13 protein-coding genes are annotated in these 13483 nt (G+C 62.2%); 11 read left to right on the plus strand and 2 right to left on the minus strand.

The window, feature by feature from the left end; translation table 11 throughout:
• Nucleotides 1-131 precede the first annotated feature (131 nt).
• The gene (locus ACJJVH_RS12975; protein WP_113356215.1) at nucleotides 132-875 is read left to right on the plus strand and encodes a TerC family protein; all 744 of its coding nucleotides are present in this window, start codon (nucleotides 132-134) and stop codon (nucleotides 873-875) included.
• A 65-nt stretch (nucleotides 876-940) separates the two neighbouring features.
• Here ACJJVH_RS12975 and ACJJVH_RS12980 read toward each other — a convergent pair whose 3' ends face one another.
• Entirely contained in the window at nucleotides 941-1351 is a 411-nt protein-coding gene (locus ACJJVH_RS12980) for a hypothetical protein (RefSeq protein ID WP_112800522.1), read from the minus strand.
• Nucleotides 1352-1712: 361 nt separating this feature from the next.
• Here ACJJVH_RS12980 and gltX point away from each other — a divergent pair, with 361 nt between their 5' ends.
• From gltX to ACJJVH_RS12995, 3 genes are read left to right on the plus strand one after another with little or no spacing between them, the layout of a single operon-like run.
• On the plus strand, nucleotides 1713-3170 hold the full coding sequence (gltX, locus tag ACJJVH_RS12985; RefSeq protein ID WP_412064104.1) for a glutamate--tRNA ligase: 1458 nt from the start codon (nucleotides 1713-1715) through the stop codon (nucleotides 3168-3170).
• A 16-nt stretch (nucleotides 3171-3186) separates the two neighbouring features.
• On the plus strand, nucleotides 3187-4683 hold the full coding sequence (gene lysS / locus ACJJVH_RS12990; RefSeq protein WP_112800518.1) for a lysine--tRNA ligase: 1497 nt from the start codon (nucleotides 3187-3189) through the stop codon (nucleotides 4681-4683).
• A gap of 36 nt (nucleotides 4684-4719) precedes the next feature.
• A complete protein-coding gene (locus ACJJVH_RS12995; RefSeq protein ID WP_112800516.1) occupies nucleotides 4720-5004 on the plus strand; it encodes a hypothetical protein in 285 nt (94 codons plus the stop codon).
• A 42-nt stretch (nucleotides 5005-5046) separates the two neighbouring features.
• Here ACJJVH_RS12995 and ACJJVH_RS13000 read toward each other — a convergent pair whose 3' ends face one another.
• Nucleotides 5047-5880: a hypothetical protein gene (locus tag ACJJVH_RS13000; protein WP_113356212.1), complete on the minus strand. Its 834-nt coding sequence runs from the start codon at nucleotides 5878-5880 to the stop codon at nucleotides 5047-5049.
• Between the two features lie 195 nt (nucleotides 5881-6075).
• Between ACJJVH_RS13000 and ACJJVH_RS13005 the strand changes: the two genes are divergently transcribed.
• The 7 genes from ACJJVH_RS13005 (at nucleotide 6076) to ACJJVH_RS13035 (ending at nucleotide 13365) form a co-directional block, all read left to right on the plus strand.
• Nucleotides 6076-6984 (plus strand): LysR family transcriptional regulator, encoded by a 909-nt coding sequence (locus tag ACJJVH_RS13005; RefSeq protein ID WP_112800514.1) that lies wholly within the window; start codon nucleotides 6076-6078, stop codon nucleotides 6982-6984.
• 65 nt (nucleotides 6985-7049) lie between these two features.
• A complete protein-coding gene (locus ACJJVH_RS13010) occupies nucleotides 7050-7676 on the plus strand; it encodes a 3'-5' exonuclease (RefSeq protein WP_412064105.1) in 627 nt (208 codons plus the stop codon).
• Nucleotides 7677-7811: 135 nt separating this feature from the next.
• The gene (locus ACJJVH_RS13015; RefSeq protein WP_412064106.1) at nucleotides 7812-8972 is read left to right on the plus strand and encodes an ABC transporter substrate-binding protein; all 1161 of its coding nucleotides are present in this window, start codon (nucleotides 7812-7814) and stop codon (nucleotides 8970-8972) included.
• Between the two features lie 192 nt (nucleotides 8973-9164).
• A complete protein-coding gene (locus tag ACJJVH_RS13020) occupies nucleotides 9165-10151 on the plus strand; it encodes an ABC transporter ATP-binding protein (RefSeq protein WP_412065167.1) in 987 nt (328 codons plus the stop codon).
• Nucleotides 10148-11119: an ABC transporter permease gene (locus ACJJVH_RS13025; protein ID WP_113356209.1), complete on the plus strand. Its 972-nt coding sequence runs from the start codon at nucleotides 10148-10150 to the stop codon at nucleotides 11117-11119. Before ACJJVH_RS13020 ends, ACJJVH_RS13025 begins: the two co-directional genes overlap by 4 nt.
• Nucleotides 11109-11924 carry an ABC transporter permease gene (locus ACJJVH_RS13030; protein ID WP_112800504.1) on the plus strand — a complete coding sequence of 272 codons (816 nt, stop codon included), beginning with the start codon at nucleotides 11109-11111 and terminating at the stop codon, nucleotides 11922-11924. Before ACJJVH_RS13025 ends, ACJJVH_RS13030 begins: the two co-directional genes overlap by 11 nt.
• A gap of 13 nt (nucleotides 11925-11937) precedes the next feature.
• The gene (locus ACJJVH_RS13035) at nucleotides 11938-13365 is read left to right on the plus strand and encodes a gamma-aminobutyraldehyde dehydrogenase (RefSeq protein WP_112800503.1); all 1428 of its coding nucleotides are present in this window, start codon (nucleotides 11938-11940) and stop codon (nucleotides 13363-13365) included.
• Nucleotides 13366-13483 lie beyond the last annotated feature (118 nt).

The raw sequence follows: 13483 nt of genomic DNA on the forward strand, positions 1-13483 counted from the left end.
TTGCACCCGCCGCCGCGAAATTGGCGGCGGTGCTTGTACGGACGACGGCACTCCTTACATTACGGCCATTCCGAAGCAGACCGGGCTGGGGGCCAGCAGCGGCGAATGCCGGCAAAAGGGGAAAACCGTCTATGGATATCGTTGGGTTGATACAGGATCCGGGCGCGTGGGTCGCACTCGTCACGCTTGTCGTCATGGAGGTGGTCCTCGGCATAGATAACCTCATCTTCATCTCGATCCTGACCAACAAGCTGCCGGCGGAACACCGCGACAGGGCCCGCAAGATCGGTATCGGGCTGGCCCTCGTCATGCGCCTTGCCCTGCTCGGCACCGTCGCCTGGATCGTACAGCTCACGCAGCCGGTTTTCGAGATCTTCGGCCAGGGCTTCTCATGGAAGGACGTGATCCTCATCGGCGGCGGCCTCTTCCTCGTCTGGAAGGCGACGAAGGAGATCCATCACAATGTCGACCCTCAGGAACAGGGCGAGGATTTCATCGCCAAGTCGACGACCTCGACCTTCGCCTCTGCCATCGGCCAGATCCTGCTGCTCGATCTGGTCTTCTCGATCGACAGCATCATCACCGCCGTCGGCATGACTCCGCATCTGCCGATCATGTTCGTTGCCGTCATCGCGGCCGTGACGGTCATGCTGGTGGCCGCCAACCCGCTCGCCAACTTCATCGAGAAGAATCCCAGCATCGTCATGCTGGCGCTCGCCTTCCTGCTGATGATCGGCACGACGCTGATCGCCGAAGGCATGGGCGTGCACGTTCCCAAGGGCTACATCTACGCCGCCATGGCCTTCTCCGCGCTCGTGGAAGCGCTCAACATGATGGCGCGCAACCGCAGGAAAAATGCGCCCGGCGGCCATTGACCGGTTGCCGCCAACCGCAAGGGCCGCGCCCCGAAAACGGATGCGGCCTCCCCGATGGCGGCCGGTCAGTCCCGAACGTGGACATCGACCCATTCGCCGATGTCGCCGCGGCCGTAGATGTCGACCTTGATCCAGACATTGCCGCGAACGATGACGTTCCCGGCATCGTCGGCGATGTGGCCGCTTGCCAGCATCGCCTCCAGCTTCTGGCGATTGGACGGCAGCGAGAAGAAGCTGTCGCCCTGGTCGCCGCGATCACGGCGGCGATAGGCGTGATAGTTGGCGCGGTCCTGGCGGATGATCTGCCAGGGCAGCGTCAGCCGCTCGCCCTTGGAATTGTATAGGTCGTCATTGCCGATATAGGCGCGGTAGGACTCGAGCAGGCGTGCGGAGCTGTCGCGCGTGATGGTCGATTGGGCCGCAGCGACGTCTGCCATGGAAGCCGCCAGCAAGAGGCTCAAAATCAATTTCTTCATTATTTCCTCGCGGTGAATGATTGAAGACCTATTTCGCCACTGCCGCAAAAATTGCAAATCAATTCCGGCAAGCGTATGGCTTTCATCCCGATACCCTTCCGAAGGGTAAACGCGGCTGGCGAATCCGCAAGGATCGGCTCTTTTCGGTGCAGCACGGTATCCTTGGCCCCTCCGCTCGCCCGGCGGCGCAGTTTCCCTTGACGCCACCCGTTGAATATGGCCTAAGGCCAGCCATATGGAAAACGTGGAATTGAAACGGCAACACGCCCTTTTCCCGCCGGTTTCCTGATCCAGATACACATCTTCGGCTGGACAGCGCTTGTCCCGAGCGCAGCCCGGCCTTTTATGACGGGCAAACAAGATGACCACTTCAGGCGTTCGCGTCCGCATCGCACCCTCCCCCACCGGCGAGCCACATGTCGGCACCGCTTATATCGCGCTGTTCAACTATCTCTTCGCAAAGAAACACGGCGGCGAGTTCATCCTGCGCATCGAGGATACCGACGCGACCCGCTCCACTCCGGAATTCGAGACCAAGGTGCTCGACGCCCTGAAATGGTGCGGCCTGAAATGGTCCGAAGGCCCGGATATCGGCGGCCCCTACGGCCCCTATCGTCAGAGCGACCGCAAGGAACTCTACAAGCCCTATGTCGAGCAGATCGTAGCGGCCGGTCACGGCTTCCGCTGCTTCTGCACGCCGGAGCGCCTGGAAAAGATGCGCGAGGCGCAGCGCGCCGCCGGCCTGCCGCCGAAATATGACGGTCACTGTTTGAACCTTTCGGCCGAAGAGGTCACTTCGCGCGTCGCCGCCGGCGAGCCGCATGTCGTGCGCATGAAGATCCCGACCGAAGGCACCTGCAAGTTCCATGACGGCGTTTACGGCGACGTGGAAATCCCGTGGGATGCCGTGGACATGCAGGTCCTGCTGAAGGCCGACGGCATGCCGACCTATCACATGGCCAATGTCGTCGACGACCACCTGATGAGGATCACCCATGTCGCGCGCGGCGAGGAATGGCTCGCTTCCGTGCCGAAGCACATTCTGATCTACCAGTATCTCGGGTGGGAACCGCCCGTTTTCATGCACCTGTCGCTGATGCGCAATGCCGACAAGTCCAAGCTGTCGAAGCGCAAGAACCCGACGTCGATCTCCTATTACACGGCCCTCGGCTATATTCCCGAGGCGCTGATGAACTTCCTCGGCCTGTTTTTCATCCAGATCTCCGAAGGCGAGGAGCTTCTGACCATGGAGGAGCTTGCCGAAAAGTTCGACCCGGAAAACCTTTCCAAGGCCGGCGCGATCTTCGACATCCAGAAGCTCGACTGGCTGAACGGCCGCTGGATCCGCGAAAAGCTCTCGGAAGAGGAATTCCAGCACCGGGTCCTGACCTGGGCGATGGAAAACGACCGTCTGAAGGCGGGCCTGAAGCTGTCGCAGTCGCGCATCACCAAGCTCGGCGAGCTGCCCGATCTGGCCGGCTTCCTGTTCAAGTCCGACCTCAACCTCGATCCCGCCGCCTTCGCGAAGATCAAGTCGACGCCGGAGGAGCTGCTGGAAATCCTGAACACGGTGCAGCCGGACCTCGAAAAGATCCTCGAATGGAACATCGAGACGATCGAGGCCGAACTGCGCGCCATCGCCGACCGCATGGGCAAGAAGCTGAAGGTCATCGTCGCGCCGCTTTTCGTCGCCGTGTCGGGCTCCTCGCGCTCGCTGCCGCTTTTCGATAGCATGGCGATCCTCGGCCGCTCCGTCGTCCGCCAGCGGCTGAAACTTGCCGCGCAGACCGTTGCGACCCTCGTCGGCCCGAAGAACTGAACCGGACTTTAAAACCATGAACGACAAGACCGAAGCATCCGCCCTCTCCTCCGACGCGACGGAAGTCCGCCGCCAGAAGCTGAAGCTGCTGCGCGAGCAGATCGGCGAGGTCTATCCGGCGCATTTCCACCGGACCATGACCAATGCCGAGCTGGCCGCGAAATACGAAGGGCTGGAGCCGGACACCGAGACCGGCGATGTCGTCACCGTTGCCGGCCGCGTCTACTCCTCGCGCAATTCCGGCATGTTCATGGACATCCATGACGCCTCCGGCAAGATCCAGATCTTCAGCCACAAGGACGTGACCTCGGAAGAGGCTCGTTCCCTGCTGCCGATGATCGATCTCGGCGACATCATCGGCGTCACCGGCGTCGTGCGCCGCACCAAGCGCGGCGAGCTGACCATCAACGCGCAGCAGATCACCATGCTGACGAAGACGCTGCTGCCGATGCCGGAAAAGTGGCACGGCGTTTCCGATATCGAGCTGCGCTACCGCAAGCGCCACCTCGACATCATGACCAACGAGGAATCGAAGCTCCGCTTCCAGCAGCGCAGCCGCATCGTCTCGGGCATCCGTCGCTTCATGGAAAATGACGGCTTCATGGAAGTCGAGACGCCGATGCTGCATTCGGTCTATGGCGGCGCCACAGCCGAGCCGTTCAAGACGCATCACAACACGCTGAAGCTCGACATGTACCTGCGCATCGCGCCGGAACTGTTCCTCAAGCGCACGCTGGTTTCCGGCCTCACCGACAAGGTGTTCGAGATCAACCGCAACTTCCGCAACGAAGGCGTCTCCACCCGGCACAATCCCGAATTCACGATGATGGAGTGTTACTGGGCCTATGCCGACTACGAGGACATCATGGACCTCGTCGAGCGGCTGTTCTCGACGCTTGCCATGTCGATCCATGGCAGCACGGAATTCGCCTTCGGCGACAAGCAGATCTCCTTCAAGGGTCCGTTCCGCCGCGTGCCGATGCCCGACGCCGTCAAGGAAGCGACCGGCATCGACTTCCTGGCCATCAAGACCGATGAGGAAGCCCGCGCCGCCTCCAAGGCAGCCGGTTTCGCCGTCGAGAAGGACGCCACCTGGGGCGAATGCCTTGCCTTCATCTTCGAGGAGAAGGTCGAGGGCACGCTGATCCAGCCGGCGCACGTCACGCATTTCCCGAAGGACATCTCGCCCTTCGCCAAGGAGGTGCCGGGCGAGCCTCGCCTCGTCGAACGCTTCGAAACCTATTGCAACGCCTGGGAACTCGGCAACGCCTTCTCGGAACTCAACGATCCGGAAGAGCAGCGCGCCCGGATGGTCGAGCAGCTCGAGCAGGCGCATGCGCGCGGCGAAAAGCAGAAGGAACTGGACGAGGAATTCCTAGACGCGATCGACCAGGGCATGCCGCCGGCAGGCGGTCTCGGCATCGGTGTGGATCGCCTCATCATGCTTTTGACCAACTCGCCGTCGATCCGCGACATCATCCTGTTCCCGGCCCGTCGCAACAAGGCGGACTGAGATCGTCTCGTCCTCCCAAAATCAAAGGCACGAACCATGACCGAGAAAGAAATATCGGCCGCAGATGCCGACAGCGAGCGTCAGCGGCTGGCCGATCTTGCGGAGATCGGCGATATCGACCTTTCGCAATATGCGCCGGGAACGTTCGGTTGCCATGAAGCGATGCACACGACGTCGCTCATGCTCGACATGACCGACGACCAGTTGCTGCAGCACCCCGCCATCCTGGCGAATCCCGACTTCTACCGCCTTGCCGGCGAAGTTCACGAGGCGCTCTTTGCGCTTTACCAGGCGATCGGCGAGAAGCATCTGGCGGGTTGACCCTCTCGCCTTGCCCTGCGGCAAGGCGAAACCGGCCCCTTGTCAGTTCGTGACGGGCGATCGGCTGTCGGCGGCACCCGTCATGGTCGGGTCCAGTCCGGGGGAGGCATTCTTTGCCTTGCCGCCAGCGTCCGCGCCGATGAATTCGCCGTTTTCGTCATGGTCCGGCTGCACTTTTCCGGTCGATTTCGGCTCGGGTGGCACCGGCTTGGCATCGTGTCCCTCCGCGTGCTTCGACGCCTTCTCTTCCGCGGCGATCGCCGCTTTCATCTTGTCCTTCTTGGCATCGCCGCCGGCATCGGCCGACAGCGCATTGCCGCAATCGCTGTAATCCTTCAGCCCGGCGATCGCGGCATCGATGTCCTGCGGCAGCATGGTGATCTGCTCGCCATAGAAAAGGCCCGCATTGCTTGCGCCGCCATCGTAGTAACGCGCCGTCACCGGCGCCTCGGAAGCGCCGTCGACGAGCTTATCGGGATGGGGCACATAGACGACATCGGCGCCCAGCGCCCGGCCGCGTATGTCGGAGCGCAACGTCGGCCCGTTCTGGTCCAGAACCACAACCTGCACGAGGTCCGGCTTCTGCTCCTGATAGACGGCTTTGGCGACCCGCAGCGCCGTCTTCACCCGCGTCAGGCCATCGGTCGGCTCGGTGCTGATATACTTGCGCACCCAGAAGCGGTTGTCCTTGCGAATGGTGATCAGATTGATGTCGGTGCATTGAAGCCCGTTGGGGGACGCGGAAGCGAGCCCGAACAGCTTGTCCTTGCCGATATAAAGCGCGAGCACGCCGGAAGAGCCTACGAGAAAGGCCGCTCCGCCGATCATGAAGACAAACTTCCGGGGCACCCGGAAAATGTGCAGTAAGGCGCTCACGCCAACTGCTCCAGCATAGACCACTCCAAGCCGATAAAGATGATCAACCCTCACGTTAGGGAATTGACGTTTCGGAATACTTAAAACAGGGTTGAAACTTGCGACGCCGGCGGCATCGTTACCAAAAAAGGTCCAAACTTTCGCAGCAACGACAAGCGCTTGCCTTCCCCGCCGCGAACATGCTCTAACCGGAGCATGGCCTTCACCTTGAGACAGCTGCAATACTTCGTCGCCGTGGCGGAACAGGGTTCCGTGACGCGCGCCGCGCAGAACCTGTCGATCTCGCAATCCTCGGTAACGGAAGCCCTCAAGGAGCTCGAAAGCGACCTCGGCGTCGAGCTGTTCGAGCGCCATCCGCGCGGTCTGTCCATTACCCATAATGGCCACCAGTTCCTGCGGCACGCGACGAAGATCCTGGCAACCGTTTCCGATGCGCGCACCAGCTTTTCCGGCAAGCGGAACGAAGCCGCCGGCACGCTGAACATCGGCGTGACGTCGCTCGTTGCCGGCTATGTGTTGTCGGATCTTCTGGCGCGCTATCGCCGCTCCTGCCCCGGTGTCGAGGTCAGCGCCATCGAGGACAATGGCGGCTATCTGGAACATCTTCTGGTTGGTGGCGAGCTCGATGTCGCCGTCATGGTGATTTCCAACCTGCGCGACCGCATGGCCTTGCAGGCCGAGATTCTGGAGACCTCGCCCTATCGCCTCTGGCTGCCGATGGGCCACCCGCTCGTCTCGGCTGACATCATCAGCGTCGCCGACATCAGCCGCGAGCCGCTGATCATGCTGACGATCGACGAGATCGAGGAAAATACCGGCAAGCTTTTGACCGCGCTTGGCGCCCGCCCTCATGTCGCCTTCCGCACGCGCTCGGTCGAAGCGGTGCGCAGCCTGGTCGCCACCGGCGCCGGCGTCGCGCTGCTGCCGGACCTCGTCTATCGTCCCTGGTCGCTGGAAGGCGATCGCATCGAAAGCCGCGACGTTTCCGGCTCGCTGCCGGTCGTGCAGGTCGGCATGGTCTGGCGCAAGGGATCGAGCCTGCCGCAGGCCGCCCGTGACTTCGTCGGCGTCGCCGAAAGCATGCGCTCGGGACGCCAGCGCTAGCAACGACGTATCTCCGGCGCGATTCGGGAGATGCAATCGAAGATTGCTGCGAAAGGGAAGCAGATATGAAGACCGCAATCATATTCGACTGTGAGTTCGTGTGTCTCGAAGGCTCGCAACGCCGGTTCTGGTGTGCCGCCCATGATCCCGATCCGGTCATTGCGCAGGTCGGGGCCGTCAAGCTCGGCCTCGAAGGTGATTTCCCGATCCTGGGCACCTACAAAGCCTATGTTCAGCCCATCGACAGATTTGGCGAACGATATGCGCTTGACCCGTTTTTTACCGCACTCACCGGCATTACCGAGGAAGATATCTCGGCGGAAGGCGTGTCGCTGCAGGATGCAGTGACCGGCCTGGATCGTTTTTCGGACGGTGTGCGCTTATGGTCCTGGGGCAAGGACGAGCTGAACATGATGGCGATCAGCTGCTATGTCGCCGGAATTCAGCCTTCGATTCCGGCGCATCGTTTCGACAACGCCGTCAAGCTTCTCCTGGCGGCAGGCATGCCGGCCGAGGATCTGGCGAAGACGCCAAGCAGCAAGCTTGCCGACTACTATAGCGTGCAGCATTCCCCCTTGCGGGGCCATGATGCGCTCGACGACGCGCTTTCCATTTCCTACGCGCTGCAGCACCTCATGAAGGCTGGAAACTTGCGGCCCGACGCCTTCGATCACACAGTCGTCGGCAGATAGGAATCGGAAAATCCGATATCGCCTTTCTGATAAATGAATTTGCGAATGCGGCGAAATCGCGTCACCTTTTCTCCCGGGAACAGGAAGCCAACCACTGGCTCCGCAATATCAAGGCTCAAGAACCGGGAGAGTCCGATGAAGCATCTGCTGAATTCATGCACGGCCGCACTCGCATGCTTAAGTTTCGCCACGCAGGTCATTGCCGCCGAGCCGCTGAAAACGCTCGGCAAGGGTGAAGGCGCCGTCAGCATCGTCGCATGGGCCGGCTATATCGAGCGCGGCGAAAGCGACAAGAATTACGATTGGGTCACGGGCTTCGAAAAGGAAACGGGCTGCAAGGTCAGCGTCAAGACCGCCGCGACCTCGGACGAGATGGTCGCGCTGATGAACGAAGGCGGCTTCGACCTCGTGACCGCCTCCGGTGACGCCTCGCTTCGGCTTGTCGCCGGCAAGCGCGTCCAGCCGATCAACACCGACCTGATCCCCAGCTGGAAGAACCTCGACGACCGCCTGAAGAATGCGCCCTGGCATACGGTCAACGGCGTTCATTACGGGGTCCCCTATCTCTGGGGGCCGAACGTGCTGATGTACAATACCGACGCCTTCAAGGGCGAGACACCGAAGAGCTGGAATGTCGTCTTCGAGGAAATGACCCTGCCGGACGGCAAGTCCAACAAGGGCCGCGTGCAGGCCTATGACGGCCCGATCTACATCGCCGACGCCGCCCTTTATCTCATGGCCCACAAGCCGGAACTCGGCATCAAGGACCCTTACGAGCTCAACGAAGACCAGTACAAGGCGGCCATCGACCTTTTGCGCGGCCAGCGCAAGCTCGTGAGCCGCTACTGGCATGACGCGATGATCCAGACCGACGACTTCAAGAACGAAGGCGTCGTCGCTTCCGGCTCCTGGCCGTTCCAGGTGAACCTGTTGCAGGCCGACAAGCAGAAGATCGCCTCCACCTTCCCGGAGGAGGGAACGACGGGCTGGGCCGATACCACCATGCTGCATGTCGACAGCGAGCATCCCAACTGCGCCTATATGTGGATGGAGCACTCGCTCCAGGCAAAGGTTCAGGGCGATGCCGCCGCCTGGTTCGGCGCCGTGCCCTCCGTTCCGGCAGCCTGCAAGGGCAACGAATTGCTGACCGACAGCGGTTGCGCCACCAACGGCTATGAGCACTTCGACAAGATCCGCTTCTGGAAGACGCCGGTTGCGAAATGCAGCACGCAGAGCGAATGCGTGCCCTATCACCGCTGGGTCTCCGACTATATCGGCGTGATTGGCGGCAGATAATGCACGCCGAGGTCTTGCCTTCTCCCCTCGGGGAGAAGGTGGCCCGAAGGGTCGAATGAGGGGCGCGCGGCATAGGAAGAATTGCCTTTCACTTGTCGCTCAAAACCCGCTTCGTGACCCCCTCATCCGCCCTGCCGGGCACCTTCTCCCCGCAGGGGAGAAGGAATGACAACACTTTCCCTGGAGCACCCAATGAACGCCGTTCGTTTCCAGCAGGTGTCGCGCCATTTCGGTCAGGTCCGCGCTGTGGACCAGGTCGATCTGGAGATCGCGCCCGGCGAATTCTTCGCCATGCTCGGCCCTTCCGGTTCCGGCAAGACCACCTGCCTCAGGCTCATTGCGGGCTTCGAGCAGCCGACGGGCGGCCATATCGAGATTTTCGGCGAAACTGCCGAAGGCGTGCCGCCCTATCGGCGCAACGTCAACACGGTGTTCCAGGATTACGCGCTGTTTCCGCATCTCAATATCCTCGACAACGTCGCCTACGGGCTGATGGTCAAGGGTATCGGCAAGGGCGAAAGGCTTCGTGCCGCCGAGCAGGCTCTGGAGCTGGTGAAGCTGCCGGGCTATGGCGGCCGCCGCCCAGGCCAGCTCTCCGGCGGCCAGCGCCAGCGTGTGGCGCTCGCTCGCGCCCTGGTCAACAAGCCGAAAGTCCTGCTGCTCGACGAACCGCTCGGCGCGCTGGACCTGAAGCTGCGCGAACAGATGCAGGAGGAGTTGAAGACCCTGCAGCGGGCGCTCGGCATCACCTTCGTCTTCGTCACCCACGATCAGGGCGAGGCGCTTTCCATGGCCGATCGCGTCGCCGTCTTCAACGATGGCCGCATCGTGCAGCAGGGCACGCCGCACGATATCTATCAGCGGCCGAAGACCCGTTTCGTCGCCGATTTCGTCGGTTCCTCCAACGTCATCGCCCCGGACACCATGTCGTCGCTCGGCGGCGAGCGCCGCTGGGCGAGCCTCCGCCCCGAGGCAATCCGCGTGACCGAGGAAAGCGGCGTGCCGGCGACCGTGAAAGCGACGAGCTTTCTCGGCGCCGCGACCCGCCTCTCGGTCGAAGCGAACGGCGCCCGCCTGCATGTGACCGTGCCCGCCGGCCAATCGGCCCCGGATACCGGCGCTTCCGTGCGTCTCGCATGGCTGCCTGCGGACGTGCATTATATGGATGACGCCGCATGAACGCCGCCGCCTTTCCCGCCTCGTCCCAGGCGCCGGCCTCGATCCTGCCCAGCCGTGGCGGCTTCTTCGGCCGCCTCTCGGATCTCTTCTGGCGCCGTCCGAAGCTGCTGCTGTTCCTGATGCTGACGCCGCCGTTGCTCTGGCTCGGTGTCATCTATATCGGCTCGCTGATCGCGCTGTTGCTGCAGAGCTTCTTCTCGATCGACGACTTCTCGGGAATGGTGAACTACCAGTTCACGCTTTCGACCTATGCGCAGCTGCTGAACTCGGCGAATTTCGACATCATCGTGCGCACGGTGGTCATGGCCGCGCTCGTGACGCTGGCTTCCGCCTTCGTCGCCTTCCCCATCGCCTATTATGCGGCCCGCTATGCGCAGGGCAAATGGAAGGCACTGTTCTATCTCGGCGTCATGCTGCCGCTCTGGTCGAGCTACCTCGTCAAGGTCTATGCCTGGAAGCTGATCCTTGCCAAGGAAGGCATCCTCACCTGGATCTTCGACAAGCTGCACCTCGGCTGGCTGCTCGACGGCGTGCTCGCCCTGCCTATCATCGGCGGCAACTCGCTGTCGGTCAGCTATATCGGCACCTTCCTCGTTTTCGTCTATATCTGGCTGCCCTATATGATCCTGCCGACGCAGGCCGCCCTGGAGCGCGTGCCGGCCAATCTGCTCGAAGCCTCGTCCGATCTCGGCGCGACGCCGAACCAGACCTTTCGCACGGTGCTGCTGCCGCTCGCCCTGCCAGGTGTGGTCGCCGGCTCCATCTTCACCTTCTCGCTGACATTGGGCGATTACATCATCCCGCAGATCGTCGGCTCCTCGCGCCTCTTCATCGGCCAGGCCGTCTATGCGCAACAGGGCACGGCCGGCAACGTGCCGCTGGCCGCCGCCTTCTCCGTCGTACCCATCGTCATCATGGCCATCTACCTGTGGATCGCCAAGAAACAGGGAGCTTTCGATGCGCTCTGATCGCGGCCAACGCGCCTCCTTCCCCTTGAAGACGGCAGCCGCGGGCGGCCTGCTCTTCCTGCATCTGCCGATCCTCCTGATCTTCGTCTATGCCTTCACGACGGAGGAGAAAAGCTATCAGTGGCCGCCTCCGGGCTTTACGCTGCAATGGTTCGGCATCGCCTGGAACAGGCCCGACGTCTGGTCGGCGCTGGCGCTGTCGGTGCAGGTCGCGACCATCGCAACCATCATCGCCCTGCTGCTTGGCACCCTATGCGCCGCAGCCGTCAGCCAGACGAAATTCTTCGGCCGCGAGGCGGTGTCGCTGCTGGTCATATTGCCGATCGCGCTGCCCGGCATCATCACCGGGATTGCGCTTCGCTCCGCTTTCAGCCTGTTCGATATCCCCTTCTCGGTCTGGACGATCGTTCTCGGCCACGCCACATTCTGCGTCGTCGTGGTCTACAACAATGCCGTCGCCCGCTTCCGCCGCACCTCCGGTTCGCTGATCGAGGCGTCGATGGACCTCGGCGCCGATGGTTTCCAGACCTTCCGCCATATCGTCCTGCCGAATATCGGCACCGCGCTGCTTGCAGGCGGCATGCTCGCCTTCGCGCTTTCGTTTGACGAAGTCATCGTCACCACCTTCACCGGCGGTCAGCAGATGACCTTGCCGATCTGGATGCTGGAGGAACTCATCCGCCCCCGCCAGCGACCCGTCACCAACGTCGTCGCCATGGTCGTCGTGCTTGTCACCTTCCTGCCGATCCTGGCAGCCTACTATCTTACCCGCGACGGCGACCGGATCGCCGGCGGCGGCAAATGAAAGGGAGAGAATAATGGATACCCAGATGCTGATCGGCTCCCGCTTCGAAGCGGGTACGGAGACGGAGGAGCGTGTCCTCAACCCGAAGACGGGCGAAACCGTGCTCGCCCTGCCCGAGGCCTCTCTCGGTCAGATCGACGCCGCCGTCGATGCCGCCGAAAAGGCCTTCACCGCCTGGTCGCAGACGACACCGGGCCAGCGCGCGGCCTATCTCCTCAAGATCGCCGATGCCATCGAGCGGGATGCCGAAGGCTTCGCGACACTGGAAGCGCTGAACTGCGGCAAGCCGATCAATGCCGTGCTCAATGACGAAATCCCGGCCATCGTCGATTGCTACCGCTTCTTTGCCGGTGCGGTGCGCAACCTGCACGGCCCGGTCGCCGGCGAGTACCTGCCCGGCCATACCTCGATGATCCGCCGCGATCCGGTCGGCATCGTCGGCTCGATCGCGCCGTGGAACTATCCGCTGATGATGATGGCCTGGAAGCTGGCGCCGGCGATTGCCGGCGGCAACACCGTCGTCTTCAAGCCCTCCGAACAGACGCCGCTGACGGCGCTGAAGATGGCGAAGCTGCTCTCTGACATTCTTCCCGAGGGCGTCGTCAACGTCATCCTCGGCCGCGGCGAAAGCGTCGGCAATGCGCTGATCAATCACCCCAAGATCGGCATGGTCTCCATCACCGGCGATGTCGCCACCGGCAAGAAGGTGCTCGCCGCCGCCGCCAAGACGGTGAAGCGCACGCATCTGGAACTCGGCGGCAAGGCGCCCGTCATCGTCTTCGACGACGCCGATATCGACGCCGTCGTCGCCGGCATCCGCACCTTCGGCTATTACAATGCCGGCCAGGACTGCACGGCCGCCTGCCGCATCTATGCCGACGCCAAGGTCTACGACAACTTCGTCGCCGATCTCACCTCTGCCGTCTCCAGCATCAAGTTCAATCTTGCCGACGATACGGAGAACGAAATCGGACCGCTGATTTCCAGACGCCAGCGCGACCGCGTCGAGAGCTTCGTCACCCGTGCCGCAGAACACAAGCACATGGAAATCACCACCGGCGGCAAGATCTCCGGCGAGCGCGGCTTCTTCTACGCCCCCACCGTCGTCGCCGGCGCCACACAGGACGACGAGATCGTTCGCCGCGAGGTCTTCGGTCCCGTCGTCTCGGTGACGCGCTTCACCAACCCCGACGATGCCGTTGCCTGGGCCAACGACAGCGACTACGGCCTCGCATCCTCGGTCTGGACCAAGGACATCAGCCGCGGCATGCAGACAGCCGCCCGGCTGCAATATGGCTGCACCTGGATCAACACCCATTTCATGCTGGTCAACGAAATGCCGCATGGCGGCCTGAAGCAATCCGGCTACGGCAAGGATATGTCGGTCTACGCCATCGAAGACTACACCGCGGTACGGCATGTGATGATCAATCACGGGTGATGTACGGCTATCGATTTGACCATCCTTTTCGAGCTTGTCGCACCGCTACGCCCCCCTCTTTCACTTCGTGACATCTCCCCCACAAGGGGGGAGATCGTTGGGAGTTTGCCACACGCTC

This window comes from Rhizobium sp. SYY.PMSO (assembly GCF_046840415.1).
In the GTDB taxonomy this organism is placed as follows: domain Bacteria; phylum Pseudomonadota; class Alphaproteobacteria; order Rhizobiales; family Rhizobiaceae; genus Rhizobium.